The organism is Bradyrhizobium sp. SSBR45G (assembly GCF_030159255.1).
Classification (GTDB): domain Bacteria; phylum Pseudomonadota; class Alphaproteobacteria; order Rhizobiales; family Xanthobacteraceae; genus Bradyrhizobium.
The window spans coordinates 87,367-107,739 of the sequence record NZ_BSCT01000022.1; the positions used below are offsets into that span (position 1 = coordinate 87,367).

12 protein-coding genes are annotated in these 20,373 nt (G+C 65.8%); 9 read left to right on the forward strand and 3 right to left on the reverse strand.

Annotated elements, in window-relative coordinates; all coding sequences use genetic code 11:
* Nucleotides 1-29 precede the first annotated feature (29 nt).
* Nucleotides 30-7,382, reverse strand: a complete 7,353-nt coding sequence (locus QQL87_RS23505; RefSeq protein WP_349817338.1) for a SpvB/TcaC N-terminal domain-containing protein — start codon at nt 7,380-7,382, stop codon at nt 30-32.
* A 1,024-nt stretch (nt 7,383-8,406) separates the two neighbouring features.
* Between QQL87_RS23505 and QQL87_RS23510 the strand changes: the two genes are divergently transcribed.
* From QQL87_RS23510 to QQL87_RS23550, 9 genes are all read left to right on the forward strand, one after another.
* Nucleotides 8,407-10,992 (forward strand): ATP-binding protein, encoded by a 2,586-nt coding sequence (locus QQL87_RS23510; protein ID WP_284421040.1) that lies wholly within the window; start codon nt 8,407-8,409, stop codon nt 10,990-10,992.
* Nucleotides 10,993-11,494: 502 nt separating this feature from the next.
* The gene (locus tag QQL87_RS23515) at nt 11,495-12,244 is read left to right on the forward strand and encodes an ABC transporter ATP-binding protein (protein ID WP_284421039.1); all 750 of its coding nucleotides are present in this window, start codon (nt 11,495-11,497) and stop codon (nt 12,242-12,244) included.
* Entirely contained in the window at nt 12,244-13,164 is a 921-nt protein-coding gene (locus QQL87_RS23520) for a branched-chain amino acid ABC transporter permease (protein WP_284421038.1), read from the forward strand. The genes QQL87_RS23515 and QQL87_RS23520 overlap by 1 nt, the downstream gene beginning before the upstream one ends.
* A 1-nt stretch (nt 13,165) precedes the next feature.
* The gene (locus QQL87_RS23525) at nt 13,166-14,200 is read left to right on the forward strand and encodes a branched-chain amino acid ABC transporter permease (RefSeq protein ID WP_284421037.1); all 1,035 of its coding nucleotides are present in this window, start codon (nt 13,166-13,168) and stop codon (nt 14,198-14,200) included.
* Entirely contained in the window at nt 14,197-15,369 is a 1,173-nt protein-coding gene (locus QQL87_RS23530; protein ID WP_284421036.1) for an ABC transporter substrate-binding protein, read from the forward strand. Before QQL87_RS23525 ends, QQL87_RS23530 begins: the two co-directional genes overlap by 4 nt.
* An 11-nt stretch (nt 15,370-15,380) precedes the next feature.
* Nucleotides 15,381-16,094 carry an ABC transporter ATP-binding protein gene (locus QQL87_RS23535; protein WP_284421035.1) on the forward strand — a complete coding sequence of 238 codons (714 nt, stop codon included), beginning with the start codon at nt 15,381-15,383 and terminating at the stop codon, nt 16,092-16,094.
* 97 nt (nt 16,095-16,191) lie between these two features.
* Nucleotides 16,192-17,652 (forward strand): aldehyde dehydrogenase family protein, encoded by a 1,461-nt coding sequence (locus QQL87_RS23540; RefSeq protein ID WP_284421034.1) that lies wholly within the window; start codon nt 16,192-16,194, stop codon nt 17,650-17,652.
* Nucleotides 17,653-17,691: 39 nt separating this feature from the next.
* Nucleotides 17,692-18,096 (forward strand): carboxymuconolactone decarboxylase family protein, encoded by a 405-nt coding sequence (locus QQL87_RS23545; RefSeq protein ID WP_284421033.1) that lies wholly within the window; start codon nt 17,692-17,694, stop codon nt 18,094-18,096.
* Nucleotides 18,093-18,986 carry an NAD(P)-dependent oxidoreductase gene (locus QQL87_RS23550; protein ID WP_284421032.1) on the forward strand — a complete coding sequence of 298 codons (894 nt, stop codon included), beginning with the start codon at nt 18,093-18,095 and terminating at the stop codon, nt 18,984-18,986. Before QQL87_RS23545 ends, QQL87_RS23550 begins: the two co-directional genes overlap by 4 nt.
* Here QQL87_RS23550 and QQL87_RS23555 read toward each other — a convergent pair whose 3' ends face one another.
* On the reverse strand, nt 18,987-19,271 hold the full coding sequence (locus tag QQL87_RS23555; RefSeq protein WP_284421031.1) for a YciI family protein: 285 nt from the start codon (nt 19,269-19,271) through the stop codon (nt 18,987-18,989). It abuts the gene before it with no gap.
* Nucleotides 19,272-19,347: 76 nt separating this feature from the next.
* The gene (locus tag QQL87_RS23560) at nt 19,348-20,322 is read right to left on the reverse strand and encodes a sugar ABC transporter substrate-binding protein (protein WP_284421030.1); all 975 of its coding nucleotides are present in this window, start codon (nt 20,320-20,322) and stop codon (nt 19,348-19,350) included.
* Nucleotides 20,323-20,373: the final 51 nt, after the last annotated feature.

Here is a 20,373-nt window from a genome sequence, read left to right on the forward strand (position 1 = left end):
TGGCAGGAACGCGTAGCGACTACGCGGCCCTACCGAATCTCGATGGCATGCTTGGTGTTCTTGAACGTGAAGGCGCTGACGATATTTCCGTTGATGGCCAGCAGGTGGACGACCTCCTTGGGCCGCGCGCGGAAGCTCGCATCCGGCCCCTTCGTCGATGCGTAGGTCGGCAGGTGTATCGTCATCACGTGCAGGGTCGGATTGGCGGCGGCAAATTCCTTCGCGCCCTGCTCGAAAGCGGTCTTGTAGCGTTGGTTGAGCACCCAGTTTTCCGGGATGACGTTGTCGGCGCTGTTGACCCTGACGGAGTTGGTATCGGAGACGCCTTTTTCGGGAACGAGGTGGCCCTTGTCATCGATCGATGAATCGATGCCGCCGTGTGGAACGGATGCTCCCACTTTTGCGCCGGAGCCGTCGCGGGGGACGATCTTTCCGGCGGCATATTTCGGACGCGTGAGCGTCTTGCCCGAAGTGGGATGGGCGACCGTCTCGGTGACGGCGTCGAGAAAGTCGCCGCGTTTCCAGTTGTCGGCGGCAAACTTGGATATGTTCGCGGGAATGCCCGTCAGCGCAGTGCTCGACAGCAGAAATTTCTTGATGTCGGTATCGAGCTTGTTGCGGATGTCGTCGCGCAGCGCGGTCACTGATCCGAACAGCTTCTTTCGGGTGCCGAAATCAACGTGCTCGGTGCCGCGATAATAGTGCCCGATCGTTCCCGTCGGCGCCGCGAACTGCGCGGCCTTTTCTTCCCGGACCTTCGCCAGGCGGCCGGATTGCCTGGCCCCGACCACCGCTCTTCCCTGGCGTCGCCTGCTCGACTTCGAGCCAGTCTGGGACAGCTTGATGATTGTCTTCTTGGGCTTCTGCACCAAGGCGGCCTTGGCCCTCCCGCCCCCACGGCCGCCCTTCTTCTGAAAGACGTTCTTGCCCTTTGCGAGCCCGCCGATGTCCTCCCAGGTCGCCGGGTTGCCGCCGACGAACGCGTAGAGGTTCAATCCGTCGACCGGTCCGGCCGGGTCCGGGCTCAGCCAGCGTCCGAGCCAAGGCGCATAGTGCCGGGCGCCGTAGTCGTAGAGCCCGGTGTCGCGGTCGCGTTCCTTGCACGTGAAGCGGTAACGCTTGAGCGAGACTTCGGCGAGGCTCGGTCCGCTCGCGTAGACGGTCACGCCGTAGGGCGCGTATTCCTCGTAGGACACGAGCTTGCCCTGATCGTCCAGCTCGAGGGTCGAGGACCCCTGACGATCGTCGATTGGAAAGCGCAGCTGCGGGCCGGTCACCCCGGCGGGCGGATCGCCGAGCGTCCACGTCAGCCGCTCGGCGACGCAGGCGTTTTCATCCATCAGACGCAAGCGCTGACATTCCTTGACCACGGTCGTGTCCTGCCGGACGCGGGTGATCTCGAGGCCGCCGAAGTAGAGCGTGTCCTCGACGCGCAGGACGCCCGCGGCGACCAGCCGCTGGGTCGTTTTGCGCACCTTCTGGCCGCTGCCGTCATAGGCAAGATATTGTGCGTCCGGCTGCGCCGCGCTGCCGCGATCGACCAGCACGACCTGTCGCAGTCGGCTGCGATAGTCCCAGGCCAGCGACGGCATGCCGCCCAAACGCGTCTGGTTTCCCGCGGCGTCGAAGAAGGCGGCGATCGAGCTTCCACCCAGAGTATCGGTGTCGACGGCGCGGTTCGAGGCGGTGTCGACGCTCAGCGTGCGCGTCCATCCCGCGGTCGGCTGGCTGGGCGGTGCGGCGAAGCGGATCTGGGTGAGATTGCCGCTGTCATCGTAGGCGTAGCCTGCGGTGTAGCGATAGAGCAAATTGGGATCGTTGAGCGTTCCGCCGGAGAAGAATGCATCATACGCGCCCGACGCCGCATTGTCCTTGTTGAGCGCGGTGTGAGCCCGGCCGGTCGCGCCGGTCAGTCGGTACAGCGCGTCATAGGTGAAATCGCGCGCCGGAGTGACGATTTGTCCGCCGGATATGACACCCTGCGCGGGCGCCGCGTCGTCGTCGATATGCGTGACGTTCCCGACGGGATCGTAGACGTAGGAGACGTCCTGGACGGCCTGACCGTCCGCATGTCGCCGGCTGGTGATCCTGGTCAGCCGGCGGTTGTCGGGATCGTAGGTGAACTCGCGATCGACGACGCCGCCGTTCGGTCCCAGCACGCTCTCCGCACTGCGCTTGCCGTCGGCGTCGTAGACGACGGCATCGAGGTAGGTGAAGCGGGTGGCGCCGACCGGCGCGATCGAGAGCCGATCGATCTGACCGCACGGCCCGAACGCGATCTCCGTGTCATTGCCGGCCGGATCGGTCCCGCCGGTCGGCCGGCCCAGCGCATCGTAGCGCCGGCTCACGGTGAAACGCTCGCTGTCGAGCGCCGCTGCGAGGGCCGCAGATTGCGCCGACCACGTCCAACCGGATGGGGCCGTGTAGGACCAGTCCACGTCGGCGGCATAGCTGGCCAGGACGGCGCGCGAGACCGTGAGCGGCTCGCTGCAGAGCGCGTAGGCCGATGCTTCGATGAATCCCGCAGGATCGTAGTGCCGAACGACCTGGCCGATCAGGTTGCGTCCATCGCTGCCGGCGAACAGCGGCTGTCCGCTGCCGTCGAGGCTGTCGCCATAGACGAGGCGCTCGACGATGCGCGTCGGCGCGCTCCCCTCGCGGAGCGCAATGGCGGTCACGCGCGCGAAGCTGTCATATTGCATCTGGACCAGGCGGCCCAGGGCGTCATAGGACAGGAGCGGATTCCCGACCGCGTTGGACAGGCCGCGGTCCGTGCCGCGGTCGGCCGTGACAACGACGATCGGCTCTCCCGTCAGGCTGAAGCTGCGGCTCAGATTCCACAGTCCCGCCGCGCCAAGACGCGGATCTGCCTCCCGGTCAACGCGGCCGGCACTATCGAGGTGATGGTGCGTGACCAGGGCATCGGACGGCAATTGGGTCGGACGCGCGATCTGCTGCACCGGCATGGCATTGCTGCCCAACACCGTGGTGGACGGCGTTCCATGGAAACGGGCTGCCTGCAGCAGGGCGTCCCTTTCCGACGGGGGCAGCGGCGGCGCGCTGGAGTCGCCCGGATCGACATAGCGCTTGTACCAGGCGCTGTCCTTCACCGTGTCGTCGAGATCCGCCTCGGTCACCTGCCAGGCGTCGTAGGTCGTGGTCGAAAAGAACGCCTCCCAGAGGTCGGCGCGTGGCACCGCGCTGCGCATCGGTCGGTCGAGAGGATCATAGAAATGAGTGGCTGCGATCTTCAGCTTGGCGAGATCGGGGCCCGCGATGAAATCCGGCGTCGCCGCATAGATCGGATGGAACTGCCGCCACGGCTGGTCATTGCTCAGCAGAATGTCGCGACCGCTGATCCGCCATGTCTGCGAGCCGGCCAGTTCGGAGGTCTGAACGATACGCGCCCGGCCGTCGCTCCAGGTGACGCTGACGTCCACGAGACCATTGGCCGTCCCTGGCGCAGCGAGTGCCGGATAGGATGTCGCATGCACCGCGATTTCTGCCGAGGGTGCCGCGGGGTCGATGGGATCGGGAAAGTCGGCGAAGAAGATCGCCTCTGCGCCGCCGAGATATTGCTCGGGATCAGCGAGCAAAGCGGCCGCGGACGGCGGCACTGGCCAGGATGACGGGTCGTCGAGAGGCAAGGGAACGAAGCCGACTTGCGCCGTCGCCGTGCCGTTCCATTCGTCGCCGCGCTTCGACGTCGCCAGCACGAGATCGAGCGGATCGGCGATGACTTCGGTGACCGTTCCGTTGGAGTCGGTGGTCTGCCATGCGGACAGCGACTGATAGTCGACATAGGTGCAGCTGAGGCGATGAGGCAGGACGTCGCCATCGCGCCCGCTGGTCTCGACGCCGATCACCAGCAGGTCGTAGGCGTCGTAGGTACAGCTGACGACGACACCGGACGGTCCGCTGCTGCGCTGAGCGAAGGCATCACGCGTGCTCGATACGAGATGGAAGTGTGTCGCGGGCGCATAGCTTGCTTGCGCACCGGGCTTCCACCATAGGCCGTCCTCGCGGAGGAAGCCCGCGGTGTCGCTCAGATAGCTGTCGAGATCTCCCGGGATCGGCACTCCGGCCATCGCTGCTGCGATCGCGCTGGCGGTGAAAACAGCTTCGTCGCTGCGCAGCGGGAGTGCCTGCGGCGTGATCGTGCCAGTGCTGTCGGTGATCCAAAAATGGCGTGTGCGGCCGAGAAGTTCGGCGTGCGGGGCGGCCGGCTCGGGGTTGGTTGCCAGCGCTGCCGTGATCAACGCCGTCATCCGCGACAGGCTGAAATAGCTCTTCGAGTCCGGGTCGCCCATCGCCGAGACCGCGATGCTTTGCTCGTCGCCGGCGAGGCCGAACAGAAGCGCGTCCTCGGCTTCGAGGCGCGGCACCGGCGTGAAGACGCTGCAGAGCGTTCGCAGCTCAGCCTGCTGCGGATCCTGCGGAAGCTGTCCGTCGCGACGCGGATAGTTTAGCGCGACCGAGCGGCGCACCGTGCCGTCATCGTCGACCTCGAGCGTATAGGCATGGCCGACCTGGGGATCGGCAGCGTTGCGCTCGTAGTCGTAGCGGATGGTTTCGGCGTCGCCGACCAGGAACACAGCGTCGTGCGCGCCGCGCGGCTGCAACTGCCGGACCCGATAGCGGCTCTGGGTCACCGAGAACGGAACGCCTTCGTCCGCGCTGCCGTCGAGCGCATAGACCTCTTCCCGCAACGAATTGCCCGCGAGCGCGACCAACGCCTGCCGCTGCGTTTCCGCGTCTGGAATGAATCCATCCGGCCATTCGAACAATGAGCCAGGCATGTCGTAGGCTGACGGATCGCCGGTGAAGGCCTGGTCGGCGGCACCTTCGCCGTTCGGTGCGAGGCCAAGGTGATACCAGATGCGCGTCACCAGAGTTGCGGCCGGGCTCGTGACCCCGGGCGCGGGGGGCGGCAGCACTTCGTGCTCGCGGCGTTCGATCAGGCCGAAACCGCGGAATTCCCGCTCGATGCCGTCCATCGCTCCGTTGCGATAGCGATAGTCGGTGACCTTGCACTGCCCGCTGACATGTTCGTACTCCTCGACGCGGGCGACGACCGGCATCGGCATCGCCAGACTGGTGGTCCACGGCTGTCCGGCTTCGCGGTCTTCGAGCTGAAAGCGGGATGAGCTCGCGTATTCGATCCTCGTTTCGATGCCCAGGCCGTTTCGAATCCGGTTCAGCATGTAGGGCTTCACGCCGCCGCACAGGTCCAGGATCCATTGCTGCGGCTGCACCGCGTCGTCGATGAAGAGGAGACAGTCCCAGCCATTGCCGCGCGCGTCCGCAACCCGGATCTGATCCGGCCGGGTGCAACGAGCGGGTAGCGGCACGATCAGCGGCTCGACGGCGAAGCCGTTGCCCGACTGGTTGCGGTAGACGAGGAGGCGTTCCGCCTCGGCGTAGATCAGATCGTTGGCGCCAGTGCCATCCAGGTCGGCGAGCACGAGTCGACGCGCGTCGAAGCCGCCGCCGAACAGCGGCGCGCGGCTGAGATCGACAGGAGGTGCAAAACGGCCATAGCCGAGGCTCGGCCAGCAGGTCGCGCGGCCATCGGAAATTCGGACGCGCTGCGGGCCGCCGGCGCCGCACAGGTCGGAGAAACGGACGAGGCTCTGCGCATTCAACGGCGACACGATCGGCGGCGCAGCGATCGATGGAGAGCCGGTGAATGGCTGCTCAACCGGCGCGCCGTAGCCGGCCGTGCCTCGGGACGGATAGTAGCGAACCGCGTCGGTGCGCATCAGAACGACGTCGGGGCTGCCGGCGCCGGTGAGATCGAAATATTCGGCTTCAGCGGCGTGATAGTCGGTCGTAATCCCCTCGAATGGGCGGAAGGCCGACCAGGTGCCGTCCGCCGCGATCTTGTAGCTGCCTGCGCGTGCGGCAGCGACGACCTCGAGTTCAAGTCGCCCGTCGCCGTCGAGATCGACCAAAGCGAGGCCATCACCGTTGATGCGGCGCTCCAGCGCGAATTGCGGGCATTCGCGCGGCGCGGTGTAGATAAGCGCAGAGGAGGACGTGCAATTGGCCGCGCGCGGGGCACGATAGAAGGTGCTCTCGCCGTCCGCATAGAGGATGCCAGGCGCGCCGTGGCCGTAGAGGTCGACCAGCGCATGGCCCGGTGGGCCGTCGAGGCCCGGAAGCGGCGATCCATCCGCCGCTCCGAGCGGCACGAACCGCGCGGTTTGCGGCGAGTACGCGGTATAGTCCAGCGTCAGCGCCGGGAGCGAACGGCTATGGTAACGTTGGCCCGCCGCTCCCTTGGGGCGAAAGCGAAAGCCGGTGTCGATGGCGCCCACCAGCCGCGTCAGCGTCGGATTCTCGTCGTATTGGAAGGTCAGCGCCCTGACCAGCACGGGATCAGGGCCGAGATCATCGGCAAAGCGATGAAACAGCAGCAGCGAGCGGCACAGCCGCGCGGTGCGCCGTTCAAATCCCGCGCTGTAATTGGAAAAGATGTCCTGACGTGCCGGCCATGGCCGCACGGCCGTGTAGGGGTGATCGTTGGCCGGCGACACATCGTACTCGCCGTGGTCAGCGACGATCTCGATCAGCCAAATGAGGGCGGCTGGATCGTCGATGCCGATCGGTGCCGGGTCGATCGGACGCTGATTCGTATAGCGGATGCGGTCGAGATATCTGTTCGCGCCGTACACACGGTTGATTTCACCGGAACTGCGCGCGACGCCCTGATTGTCTTCGACCTTGTAGGCGTAGCTGATCGCGTTGCCGCGCGCATCGGCTTCCCATTCGATCAACCATTCATAGATGCGGGTCGGATCGGCTGGATCGGCGATGCGCGCGTCCGCGCTGCGACCATAGATTGTGATCCGATTTTCAGAATCGATCGTGCGCCAGAAGTTTTCCGACGCATCGGCCGCGACCCACTGTTCGATTCGCATGTCCTGCACGAGAGATCGCGCGCGATGGGTCGTTACGGCGTAGTCCTTTCCGCCGACCATGCGCGTTCTGGGAGTCTCAGGCAGCGGGACCAGGGCCGGACCGCCGTTCAGGCAGAACAGGTCCGAGCGATCGTAGCGAGGAAACGTCTTGTTCGTCTTGCGGGCGATCGAAGATTGGCTCAGTTCGAAGCCAACACCAAAAATTCCGTTTCCTCCGCCCGATCCGTAAGTCAGGGTGAGATCCGGCGCCAGGCCGCGGCCGGCCGGAACATCAAAGGCAATGCTCAGCTGCGCAGTGCCGGTGCTATCACCACACGACAAATGATGTGGCAATCCTGTGATCGCCCCGCCGGCCTTCGGCAATTTGACCGGCTCGATCCGCAAACCGGACCCAGCCGCCGTGCTTGATCTATCGATCTTGCGCGGGCGAGCGTCAGCCCTTGGGCGTCCTTCGGTCAACTTGTTCCCCTTAAAAATTGACCCGAAGCGTGTCCGGAGAGGAGATCGCGAAGGCCTGTCGAGGAGATTTGAAGTATATTTTAGAAAGGTAGCGTTATGCGACGATACAACCTTAGTGGGAGTATCGCGTCAAGTGTCTTGTGCGTGATCTGCGATCAACAGGCGACGGCAACTCATGCAGATCATCAGCACGATCACCAAACAGCATGACGCTGCATGTCTGTGTGCACCTGCGAGGACAAGCGTGGCGCGGTGATCGGACAGCCTCGGCCTTCGCGTTTGTAAGCCAACCTTGCGGCGATCTCGGCCGCGCGTCCGGTGAGACCGCAGGGCCGTGAGCGCATGGCTCGTGCAGGTTCACCCGACCACAGCAGGTCGGATGAACCGGCTCGCTCAGTCCGGCGATTGCCTCGGACACGATCGCAAGCGCGATCAGCGCAATCCCGGTGAGCAAGTACACCGAACCGCGGCAAGCGATGAGCGGATGAAGTTGGATTGCATCGAGAATTGGACTTGAGATGGAAGGCCTCGTTCCACGATACGGCACTGCCGTGCGTCGGCCTTTCACCCCGAATCCTCTCGGCACCCGTGAAGAACGGGGAGAGGGATGTTGTCCGGATGAGAGCCTCAACGCGACATTGTCACGACAGGCATTCGAGGCCGGCCGCCACGAAGATTCGCAGCGATCGGGGCAGGTCACATCCGCCCGGCGGTGGGGGCGCGGCTGGCATCTCGCCGCGGCCGGCTTTCCCCGTCATCGGGCACGCCGACCAGGTCCGCAGCGTCAGCCGTCGGGATGGCCGGGCTGTCCGCACCGTGCGATACGCGCCACCCAATCCAATCCCGCCGAAGATGACATCAGCGCGAAAAACGGCTATCGCAGATGCTGCGATTGCTCGCGAGGCGTTGGCCCGAGACGTCGAGCTCGGCAAAGCTTCCGGACATTGACGGGAGACGGGCTGAGACTCCCGCGACGATCAATTCCCGTTGAACCGGCTCGACGCTCTCCTGAAGTCCTGGCGCCATGTTGGACCAAACCAAAACGACAGCCGATCATCGACGCGTTGCGCGGCAGGAGGGCCTCATCGGTTCCTTGATCGGTGGTGCGCCGCGGCTCGGGATGGCCCAGAGCTGGATGCCGCGGATCATCGTCCTGAGCGGGCTCGTGCTGGCGTTGTTGTGTGATGCCTTCGTGGCGCACATGCTGTTCGTCAACTATCGGGAGACATACCGGACGACCGAGGCCGCCAATGGCGATCTGGCCCGCGCCCTCGAAGAATACATGTTGCGCAACATCCAGGGCATCGACGTTCTGCTGACGACCACCATCGACAGTCTTGCGCAGAACCCGTCGCTGCTGACACCGGGCAATCCGTTTCTCATCGATGAGCTGAAGCACAGGGTGGCGCCATATCCCGTCGCGAAGGCGATCGTCGTTCTCGATGCCGAAGGAAACGTGCTGAGCGACAGCCTGGGCAACGGCGGGCCGGGCCGCGAGAACAACTTCGCGGATCGGATCTATTACAAGGCCCAACGCGACGATCCCAGCCGTGGTCTCTTCATCGACGTGCCGGTCGCCTCACGCGTTCGCAAGACCCTCGTGATGGCGGTGAGCCGGGCCTTCTTCAACCCGGACGGACGCTTTGCCGGCGTGGTCTTCGTGCCCCTCGACTACGAAAACCTTCGGCAGTTCTTTCTGTCGCTGAACGTCGGACAGCTCGGCACGGTGACGCTCTATCGCGACGACGGCACGATCCTGCTGCGAACGCCGAATGCGGACGCCCTTGCGGGGCGCAACGTGCGATCGAACCAGTTGTTCTCTCGCCATCTTCAGCAGGCGCCGAGCGGCAGCTTCGAAGGCAGCGGAGTGACCGATGGAATATCGCGCAGCATCAGCTACCGGCGGGTCGCCGGCATGCCGCTGGTGGTGACCGTCGCGCGCGATCCGGTCGAGTATCTCGCGGGCTGGAAGAACAATGCCGTGTACTACAGCGTCATCGCCGCCGGACTCAATCTGTTGATCGTTGGATTCGGTCTGGGTCTGGCGCGGCAATGGCAGCTGCGCGCTGCCTCGGAGCAGGCGCTGCGGGACAATCTGGAGCAGCATCAGCTCGTGACCGAAAACGTCCCCGCGCTGATCGTCCGCGTCGGTGCCGATGGTGGCATCCGCTACGCCAACCGCGTCGCGCGCGAATGGTACGCCCAGGCTCCGGCCGAGGCCGTCCGCAGCCGCAGGATCGACGACTTCATCGACCCGATGCGGGCGGGGGAGGCGAGGTTGAAGATCGAGGCCGCGCTGGCCGGGCGAACCATTCGCGGTGAGGAGAAGGTGGCGTTTCCCGACGGCCGCGAGCGCTGGTGCGAGACCATTCGGGTGCCCGACCGCGGCCATGACGGCACCGTGCGCGGCTATGTCGTGCTGTCGGTCGACATCACCGAGCGCAAGCGCATCGAGGATGAGTTGCGCCAGGCCCAGAAGATGGAAGCCATCGGTCAGCTGGCCGGCGGCATCGCGCACGACTCCAACAACATGCTGGCGGCGACGCTCGGCAATCTCGATCTTATGCTCGATACATTGCCGCCGGGCGAGGCCTCCTGCCGCGGCATGGTCGAGCGGGCGATCGAGGCGGCCGAGCGGGTCGCCGATCTCAACCGCCGCCTGCTCGCCTTCGCGCGCAAGCAGACGCTGCAGCCGCAGATCACGGACGTCAATCAGCTGGTCGGCGGGATGACGACGATCCTGCAGCGGACGCTCGGTGAGAATATCGAGATCGAAGTGGCGCAGGACCAGGGCTTGTGGCACTGCCTGATCGATCCCACGCAGCTGCAGAACGCGCTCCTCAATCTCGCGCTGAACGCGCGTGATGCGATGCCCGGAGGCGGGCGGCTGACGATCACCACGGCGAACGCCGTGCTCGATCAGCCGCTCGACGATGGCGACGAACGCATCGACGCCGGCGACTATGTGACCATCGCGGTGTCGGACAGGGGGGCCGGCATGCCGCCCGAAATCGTGCGCCGGGCCTTCGAGCCATTCTTCACGACCAAGGAGTTCGGCAAGGGCAGCGGGCTCGGCCTCAGCATGGTCTATGGGTTCGCCAGGCAATCGGGAGGCACGGTGGTGATCTCGAGCCGGGTGGCAGAAGGCACTTGCGTCACGCTGTATCTGCCGAGCGCCGGACCGGCGGTGATCGCGCGGCCGGATGCCGGAGCATCGCGCCTGTCCCGACCCGAGACGGGCGAACGGATTCTCGTGGTGGAGGACAATGTGCTGGTGGGCGCGATGGCCTCCACCATGCTGTCGGCGATGGGATACGATCCGGTCGTGGTGATCAATGCCTCGCTGGCGATTGCCGAATTGGAGCGACCGAATCGGGTCTCGCTGCTGCTGACGGATATTGTTCTGCCCGGAGACATGACCGGCATCGACCTCGCGCGCCAGGTGCGCCGCAGGTGGCCCGCTCTGCCGATTCTCTTCATGTCCGGCTTCGCCGATCCCTCGCTGGTGCCCGAGGACTTCCGCGCCACGACAAAACTTCTCAGCAAGCCATTTCGTCTGGGTCAATTGTCCGAAGCGATCGTATCCACGCTCGCCTCCGCGAAGAGCTGACAGGTGCCGGTCGAGCCGTGACCCGCTTGTCCGGGCATCGTGCTCTACAGACCCTCGGCTTCGGGCAGCGGCGTCCTGATCCGTCGTTGGGGAACGTCGAGGCAGATGCGGCCCTGCGGCGGGAATTCCACCGAGATCATCTCCTTTGCGGTCCGAGGCCATTTGGACGGGGATCGGATGGTCGGATCATCGGACAAATCGCCGCGACGCTTCTGTTCCCGTACGCAGGGTGCGGTGCAAGAGAGACGCCGGGCGTGGCTGTTCGACAGCCGCAAACGCTATGCTGCTCGAGGCGACCGTCGCATGTCCGCGAAATCGGTGGTCATATCGCGCGACGTGTGTCCGGCACGAGGCCCGCGATACTTGTCGCGCGGAAGATTGAGCCGCAGCATTGACCCCTTGACGACACCACGCGGTCCGGGATGTGCTGAGGCACGGTCGACGCGTGCAGAGCTCTCCGGTCACAAGGGGAGTCGACGTCACGGAGGAAGGGGTCCGGTCCATGGCTCTCCGCGCGAGAGATGTGTGCATTCGCTTCGGCGGCGTTCTCGCGGTCGACCGCATGTCGCTCGATGTCGAGCCGCACGAGATCGTCGGACTGATCGGCCCGAACGGCGCCGGCAAGACCACCTTCATCAACTGCCTGTCCGGGGCCTATCTTCCGCAGAGCGGAAAGGCCACGTGGAAGGAGGCCGATCTGCTTGGCCGCCAGCCGCATGAGCTGATCCGCCGCGGTGTCGTGCGGACGTTCCAGAACGTCGCCTCGCTGCACGATCTGACGGTGCTCGACGTCGTCAAGCTCGGCCAGGCGGTGCGCCACGGCGATCCCTGGCGCCAGCTGCGCGACATGCTGCGCAGCGAGCGGGCGCGCGACCTCGAGCTGATCCGTACCATCCTGCAGCCGCTGCGGCTCGCCGATGTGGCTCACCAGCCGATCCAGAGCCTGTCCTACGGCCTGCGCAAGGCCGTCGATCTTGCCCGTGCACTGGCGGCGCAGCCGGAGATCCTGCTGCTCGATGAACCCGTCGCGGGCCTCACTGCGCAGGAGGGCGCCATGATGTCGCGCGTCATCCGCGACGTTCGTGACCGCGTCGGCTGTGCCGTCGTGATGGTCGAGCACAAGATGGACGTGGTGAACGCCACCTGCGACCGCATCGTGGTGATGGCCTCGGGCGCCCGCATCTTCGAGGGCTCGGCCGCGCAGGTGCAGTCCGATCCGTCCGTCCGCCGCGTCTATCTGGGAGAGCCGTGATGCTGATGTTCACCCTGCAGCTCGCGGTCGCGGGCATCGCCACCGGCAGCGTCTATGCGCTGATCGCGCTCGGCATCGTGCTGATCTACAAATGCTCCGGCGTGGTCAATTTCGCGCAAGGCGCCTTCGTGATGCTCGGCGCCTATCTGACCTACGGCTTCGTCAAGCTCGGGCTGCCGCCCTATGTGGCGCTGCTCGGATCGATGATCGTGATGGCCGGCTGCGGCGTCGCCTCGGAACGGCTGGTGCTGCGTCCGATGATGAAGGCGCCGCTGGTCGCCGTCATGACCGTGACCCTGGGCATGCTAATCCTGGTCAAGGCGGTGTGCCTCGCCGTCTGGGGACCGGACCAGATCGCGTTTCCGCGCCTGTTCCCGGATGGCGCGCTCGATATCTTCGGCATTTTCATCACCTACAATTATCTTGCCGCCTTCGTGCTTTCGATCGCGGTCAGCCTCGGCTTCCTGGCGTTCTACCAGCTCACGCCGATCGGCCTGATGCAGCGCTGCACCGCCGACAATCCGCGCGCGGCGCTGGCGATCGGCATCCACACCAGCAACCAGATCTCGCTGGCCTGGTCGATGTCGGCGGCGCTGGCCGGCATCGGCGGCGCGCTGCTGGCGTCGTTGAACGGCCTGTCGCTCGGACTCGCCGACATCGGCCTCGTCGCCTTTCCGGTCATCGTGCTCGGCGGCCTGACCAGCCTGACCGGCGCGCTGGTTGCCGGCTTGCTGCTCGGCGTGCTCCAGGCGCTTACCGACGGCCTGCTGACGCCGGTCGCCGAGCAGTTCCTGCGCACCTACACCTCGATCTACTCCGCCGGCGCGCTGCAGCAGGTGGTGCCCTATGCGCTGCTCGTGGTGGTGCTGCTGGTGCGGCCGGAAGGCATCTTCGGCCAGCGCGGCACGGAAAGGCTCTGACATGATGTCACGGACCGTCCTGGCCGCCATCCTCCTCGCCGTGTCGGCGATCGTTGCCGCGCTGCTGCTCGGCCGCTTCGGCGCCTACATGATGCATGCGGTGGCGATCGCCGCGATCGGGGCGCTGTCGCTCAATCTGCTCACCGGCTTCTGCGGCCAGATCAACTTCGCCCAGGCCGGACTGCTCGGCGTCGGCGCCTATACGGCGGGCCTTGCCGGCAATGCCGGCTGGGATGTGCTCGCGCTTCCCGTTGCAGGCTTCGCAGCGGTGGTGACGGCGGTGCTGATCGGGTTGCCGGCGCTGCGGCTGCGCGGCCTCTATTTTGCGATCGCGACGCTCGCGGCGCAGTTCATCCTGGAATATCTGTTCAAGTTTGCCGAGCCGATCACCCATGGCGTGTCGGGCCTCCTGATCAAGCCGATGACCTTGTTCGGCCAGCCGATCCAGACCGACCAGGGGTATGCGATTGTGGCGATCGTGCTGCTGCTCGCGACCTTCCTCGTGATGCACTGGCTGCGCCGCACCGATCTCGGCCGATCCTTCCTGGTGGTGCGCGAGAATGAGGTGGTCGCGAAGGGCATGGGCATCAACGTCGCCCGGACCAAGATGGTGGCCTTCATGATCAGCGGTTTCTTCGCCGGCATTGCCGGCGGCCTGATCGGGTTCACGACACGTCTCGCGCATCCGGAATCCTTCGGCATGAGCCTGTCGGTCGACTACGTCGCGATGATCATCGTCGGCGGCCTCGGCTCGATGCCGGGCGCGGTGCTCGGCGCCGGCTTCATCACCCTGCTGCCGGAGGCGATCCAGCGGCTCGGCGAGATCTTCCATATCTCGGACATCCTGTCCGCGCTGCGCGAGATGGCGTTCGGTCTTCTGATCATCGTCTTCCTCATCTTCGAGGGACGAGGACTCTCGGCGATCGGTGCGCGGCTGATCCCGTCCCGGTGGCTGCGCGGGGCAGGGCCGAGCGAGCGCGACAAGCAGGACCTGCAACTCCAAAAAGCCAAATCACCACAGGGAGGATTGGAATGAAGACGCTCATCGCGGCCGCGCTCGCGGCTGGCCTGCTCGCATCGGCGGGGGCGGCCCGCGCGGCCGACGTCACCGTCTGCATCTGGGGCACGATCACCGGGCCCGACGCGCTGGTCAACGGCATGAGCTATGGCCCGCGCGACTATTTCGAGCACCTCAACCAGACCAAGGGCGGCATCGCCGGCAACAAGGTCAAGCTCTTGCTGCTCGACGGCCGCTACAAGCTCGACGAGGAGCTGAAGATCTACCGCCGCTGCGTCGACCAGGAGCAGGCAGTGTTCGTCAACGGCTGGTCGACCGGATCGGTCAAGGCGCTGCGCGACCAGATCTCGCAGGACAAGGTGCCGTTCATGACCCAGAGCTATGCGAGCGAGGTGCTCGACCCGCAGAAGCTGCCCTACATCTTCATGGCCGGGCCGACCTACGAGCAGCAGATGATCATCGCGCTGCGCGACCTCGCCAAGAGCGGCGGCAAGAACCTCGTCATCATGCATCCGGACAACGAATATGGCCGCGGCCCGGTCAACGTCGTGCGCCAGTCCAAGGTCATCGAGGGCAACGGCCTGACCCTGCAGGACACGATCGAGTTCCCCTATGACGCCCAGGATCTGACCGCGCAGATGCTGCGCGTCAAGGCCAAGAACCCGGACATGATCTACGTCCAGGCCTCGACGCCGCAGCTGCTCGTGATCCTGCGCGACGCCGCCAAGGTCGGGCTGTCGGCCAAGAAGTTCGTCGGCAACATCTACAACATCTCCCCGGCGATCCCCGAGCAGCTCGGCGCCAATGCCGAAGGTTTCCGCGCCATCCAGGTGTATTCGGACTTCGGCAGCGACATCCCGGCGATGGCCGACATCAAGGCGTTCGAGGCCAAGGGCAACGAGATCCAGAAGCGCGACGTCTACTACATGAAGGGCTGGTTCGAGGGGCTGGTGATGGCCCGGGCGATCGAGGCCGCGATCGCCAGGAACGGCGGCAAGGTGCCGGACGACATCGCCGCCTTTCGCCAGAGCGTGCGCAACGAGATGGAAGGCATGAAGGACGTCGACACCGGCGGCATCGTGCCGCCGGCGAGCTACGCCAATCACCAGGGCTCGACGCAGGCGCGCATGGCCGAGATCAAGAGCGGCAAATATGTGCCGGTCGGCGACTGGATCGACGCGCGCTGAGGGGAGGAACGATGCTCGCATTGAGACAGCTCTCCGCCAATTACGACGGCGCGATCGTGGCGCTCGACCATGTCGACGCCAGTGTCGGTGCGGGCCGGATCGTCGCGCTTCTCGGCGCCAACGGCGCCGGGAAGACCACGCTGTTGAAGGCGATCGCCGGGATGCTGCCGTTCGATCGCGGCGACATCGTCGGCGGCGATATCCTGTTCGAAGACAGCTCGCTGCTCGGCCGGCATCCGGCCGAGATCTCGCGGCGCGGCATCGCGCTGGTGCAGGATGGACGGCAGTGCTTCCGGCAGCTGACGGTGGCCGAGAACCTGCACGCGGCCTCCTTTGCACACCCCAAGGGGGCAGCGGAGCGGCTGGAGCGGGTGCAGGGATATTTCCCGTTCCTGCGCGAGATGAGGGACCGGAAAGCGGGACTGTTGTCCGGCGGGCAGCTGCAAATGCTGGTGATCGGCATGGCGATCATGTGCAATCCCCGGCTTCTGATGCTAGACGAGCCGAGCCTCGGCCTGTCTCCGGTCATGGTGCAAAGCGTGTTCGACGCGATCGAGCGCATGCACCGCGAGCTGAAGATGACGATCGTGGTCGCTGAGCAGACGGTGCCGCGGCTGCTCAAGATCGCCTCCGACGCTTACGTGCTGTCGCGCGGCCGCATCGTGATGCATGCGCCGCCGTCCGAGATGACCGAGGAAGAGCTGCAGAAGGTGTATTTGAACTGACCGAACGTCCCGGTCGCCGCCTTGCAAATTCGGAAGAGGCCGTGATGGTCTCACGGGGCGGGACCGGCGAGGATCGAGAGAGACCAGGAGAGCCGCCATGAACGCCAATGTCAAACTGCCCGCCGCCAAGGGGGTCTTCATCGACAACAAGTGGCAGCCTGCGCAATCCGGCCGCACCATCGCGATGCTGGCGCCGGCGACCGGGCAAGTGATCGCCTCCATCGCCGCCGGCGACAAGGCCGACATCGATCTGGCCGTCGCCGCGGCGCGCCGCGCACTCGACGGCCCGTGGGGCCGGCTCACGGCCGTGGAGCGCGGGCGGCTGCTGTCGAAGCTCGGCCGTCTGGTCGAGGACAATGCCGAGGAGCTGGCGAAGCTCGAAGCCGCGGACACCGGCAAGCCGATGAAGCAGGCCAAGGCCGACGTCGTCGCGGTCGCGCGCTACTTCGAATATTACGGCGGCGCCGCCGACAAGGTGCATGGCGACACCATCCCGTTCCTCGACGGCTTCTTCGTCACGACGGTCTACGAGCCGCTCGGCGTCACCGGTCACATCATTCCCTGGAACTATCCGGGCCAGATGTTCGGCCGCACCGTCGCGCCGGCGCTGGCGATGGGCAATGCGACCGTGATCAAGCCGGCCGAGGAAGCCTGCCTGGTGCCGCTGCGGCTCGCCGAGCTCTCCGCCGAGGCCGGCTTCCCCGCGGGCGCCATCAACGTCGTGCCGGGCCTCGGCGAGGAGGCGGGCGCGGCACTGTCGGCGCATGACGGCATCGACTTCATCTCCTTCACCGGCAGCCCCGAGGTCGGCACGCTGGTGCAGACCGCGGCGGCGAGGAACCACATCGGCTGCACCTTGGAGCTCGGAGGCAAGTCGCCGCAGATCGTGTTCGCCGATGCCGATCTCGATGCGGCATTGACCTCGGTGGCCGCCGCCATCGTGCAGAATGCCGGCCAGACCTGCTCGGCCGGCTCGCGCGTGCTGGTCGAGCGTTCGATGTGGGACCGCTTCCTGTCCGAGCTCAAGATCCGCTTTGAGAAGATCACCGCCGGCACGCCGGAGATGGATCTCGATCTCGGCCCGGTCATCAGCGCCGTGCAGAAGAAGCGCATCGAGAACATGCTGGCGCGCGCGGAAGCCGGCGGCGCCACGCGCGTCGCCTCCGGCAGGATCGCCGAGGGCGTGCCCAGCGAAGGCTTCTACGTCGCGCCGGCGCTGTATCAGCACGTCGCCCGCGACTCCGAGCTGGCGCGCGAGGAGGTGTTCGGACCCGTTCTGGCGGCGATGCCGTTCGATGACGAGGCTGATGCCATCCGCCTCGCCAATGGCACCGAGTTCGGACTGGTCGCGGGCGTGTGGTCGGGCGACGGCTCGCGCGCGATGCGCGTCGCGCGCAAGGTCAAGGTCGGCCAGATGTTCGTCAACGGCTACGGCGCTGGTGGCGGCATCGAGCTGCCGTTCGGCGGCATGAAGAAGTCCGGCCACGGCCGCGAGAAGGGTTTTGAGGCGCTCTATGAGTTCGGCGCGATGAAGACGCTGATCGTGAAGCACGGCTGAGATGAATCGCAGCGAACGATTGAACCAGGAGACGAGCGAATGAGCGACGACAACGAGTTGTTCGAGAAGGGCCTGAAGGTCAGGCGCGAGGTGCTCGGCGCGGCTTACGTCGATGGCAGCCTCGCCAAGGCCGACGATTTCATGATGGCGTTTCAGCACATCACCACCGAGATGTGCTGGGGCTATGCCTGGACGCGGCCGGGGCTCGATCGCCGCACGCGCAGCATCGTCAATCTCGCGATGCTGACGGCGCTGAGCAAGCCGAGCGAGCTGAAGCTGCACGTCAAGGGCGCGCTGACCAACGGCGTGACGGTCGACGAGATCAAGGAGATCCTGCTGCATGCGACGGTCTATTGCGGCATTCCGGCCGGGCTGGAGGCGTTCAAGGCTGCGCATGAGGTGCTGCTCGCGGAGGGCGCCATCGCCAAGAAGGACGGCACATGAGCGCGCCTGAGAGCGTGCTGTTCGTCGGCATCGGCAATATGGGCTGGCCGATGGCGACGCGCCTGCTCGGCGCCGGCTTCAGAGTCACCGTCAATGATGTGGTGCCCGGGCGTAGCGCCGACTTCGTGCAGAAGATCGGCGGGGGCGCGGCGGAGGACCTCGCGGCGGCCGCGGCGCAGGCCGATGTCGTCATCACCATGCTGCCCACCAGCAAGCACGTGGCCGAGGCTGTCGCGTCGTTGCGCGCCGGCCTGAAGCAGGGCCAGGTCCTGATCGACATGAGCTCCGGCGCGCCGGCGGCGACGCAGGCCATCGCCGCCGATCTCGTGCCGCTCGGCGTCATCATGCTCGATGCGCCGGTCTCCGGTGGCGTGCCGCGCGCGGTGACCGGGGAGCTCGCGATCATGGCCGGCGGCGACGCGGCTGCGCTCGACCGCGTCGAGCCGCTGCTGCGCGCCATGGGCACCACGATCCATCGCATCGGCGGACTCGGCTCGGGCCAGGCGATGAAGGCGCTCAACAATCTCGTCTCCGCCGGCGGCTTCCTGATCGGCATCGAGGCGCTGTTGATAGGCCAGCAGTTCGGCATCGATCCCGGCCTGATGACCGACGTGCTCAACGCGTCGACGGGCATGAACAACTCGACGCAGAAGAAGTTCAGGCAGTTCGTGCTGTCGCGCCAGTTCAACAGCGGCTTCGGGCTCGATCTGATGGTCAAGGACCTGTCGATCGCGCTCGAGGTGGCGCGCGCGGCCGGCGTCGCCGCGCCGTTCTCCAACCTCTGCCGCGAGCTCAGCGCGAGCGCGCAAGGGCTGCTCGGACCGGGCCAGGACCATACGGCGCTGGCGAAGCTGAGCGAGGCGCTCGCCGGAATCGAGCTCAAGGGCTGACTATCCCTTGCGCCGGAAGAATCCGGTGATCGTCACCTTGTCCCAGACCCCGGCCGCGGCGAACGGATCGGCGCGGTTGAAGGCTTCGGCCTCGGCACGACCAGGGGCTTCGACCAGGAACAGGCTGCCGATCATCGTCGCGCCGTCATCTGAGACGAGCGGGCCGGACATCACGATGGTGACCGGGAGGCCATCGCTCTCGAGATAGGCCCTGTGCGCATCGTAATTGGCGAGCCGGACCGGCAGCGCGTCGGGCTTGTCGAGAGCGTGAATCGCAAACAGCATGGGTGATCTCCGGGGGGGGGGGGGCGCTGGACGGCGGCCAGTTGCACACCGTCCCGCTGTTGATGACGCGCCGATCCTACTTCGCGCCGAGCTTGCTGGCGTCCTCGAAGCTCGGGCAGCTGCGCTGCTCCAGCGACAGGTCGAACGGCTGGTAGTTGTCCTTGGTGATGACGGTCGGCTTCAGCACGATCTCGGTGATGACCGGCTCGCCGCGCAGTGAGCGGATCGCCATCATGGTGCCGAGGCAGCCTTGCGCGAAGCCGTTATAGTCGCCGCTGGCGAGCAGCTTGCCCGACTTGATGGCATCGACCGCCTCCTTGGTGCCGTTGATGCCGATCACCAGCGCCTTGCGGTTGGCACCGTCGAGCGCCTCGATGGCGCCGACCGCCATGGCGTCATTGGCGGCGAGCACGCCGTCGATCTGCGCATTGGACTGCATCAGATTTTCCATCACCTGCAGCGCCTGCAGGCGCTGGTAGTTGCCCGGCTGCGAGGCCAGCAGCTTGACGCCCGGATTCTCCTTCAGCGCGTCGTTGAAGCCGCGCACGCGGTCGACATTGGTCAGCGAGCCCTTGACGCCTTCGATGATGACGACGTTGCCCTTGCCGCCGAGCGTCTTGAGCAGGAACCGCCCGGTCTCCAGGCCGAGGCTGTAATCGTCGGCGCCGATGAAGGAGACGAACTTGCCGCCGGCGGAGCGGTCGGTGATGTTGACGACCGGAATCTTGGCGTCGTTGATCTTCTCGACGCCGGGCACCATCGCCTTGTAGTCGACCGGCGTGAACACGATCGCGCTCGGCTTCTTGACCACGACGTCCTCGATCTGGCTGAGTTGCTCGGGGATCGAGTCCGGCTTGGTCGGGATGTAGTGCAGGATCTTGGCGTTCAGCGCCTTCGCCATGTTGTCGGCGCCGACCCGCACGGTCTGGAAGAACGGATTGGTCTGATTTTTCGTGAAGACGGCGATGGTCTCGCCGTCGGCGCGGGCCTGGGTCGTCGCGGATGCGATCAGCAGCGAGAGAGCGAGGTAGCAGGATCGGCGGTGTTGCATGGTGGTCTCCTCCCGGGATGTTGGCTTCTTGTTGCAAGCCTTGATATGTCG

What these genes read in the sequence shown, in the direction of transcription:
- QQL87_RS23550 (WP_284421032.1), top strand. Translation starts at nt 18,093, where the DNA reads ATGAGCGCGCCTGAGAGCGTGCTGTTCGTCGGCATCGGCAATATGGGC.
- QQL87_RS23510 (WP_284421040.1), top strand. Translation starts at nt 8,407, where the DNA reads ATGTTGGACCAAACCAAAACGACAGCCGATCATCGACGCGTTGCGCGG.
- QQL87_RS23520 (WP_284421038.1), top strand. Translation starts at nt 12,244, where the DNA reads ATGCTGATGTTCACCCTGCAGCTCGCGGTCGCGGGCATCGCCACCGGC.
- QQL87_RS23540 (WP_284421034.1), top strand. Translation starts at nt 16,192, where the DNA reads ATGAACGCCAATGTCAAACTGCCCGCCGCCAAGGGGGTCTTCATCGAC.
- QQL87_RS23535 (WP_284421035.1), top strand. Translation starts at nt 15,381, where the DNA reads ATGCTCGCATTGAGACAGCTCTCCGCCAATTACGACGGCGCGATCGTG.
- QQL87_RS23515 (WP_284421039.1), top strand. Translation starts at nt 11,495, where the DNA reads ATGGCTCTCCGCGCGAGAGATGTGTGCATTCGCTTCGGCGGCGTTCTC.
- QQL87_RS23525 (WP_284421037.1), top strand. Translation starts at nt 13,166, where the DNA reads ATGATGTCACGGACCGTCCTGGCCGCCATCCTCCTCGCCGTGTCGGCG.
- QQL87_RS23530 (WP_284421036.1), top strand. Translation starts at nt 14,197, where the DNA reads ATGAAGACGCTCATCGCGGCCGCGCTCGCGGCTGGCCTGCTCGCATCG.
- QQL87_RS23555 (WP_284421031.1), bottom strand. Translation starts at nt 19,271, where the DNA reads ATGCTGTTTGCGATTCACGCTCTCGACAAGCCCGACGCGCTGCCGGTC.
- QQL87_RS23560 (WP_284421030.1), bottom strand. Translation starts at nt 20,322, where the DNA reads ATGCAACACCGCCGATCCTGCTACCTCGCTCTCTCGCTGCTGATCGCA.
- QQL87_RS23545 (WP_284421033.1), top strand. Translation starts at nt 17,692, where the DNA reads ATGAGCGACGACAACGAGTTGTTCGAGAAGGGCCTGAAGGTCAGGCGC.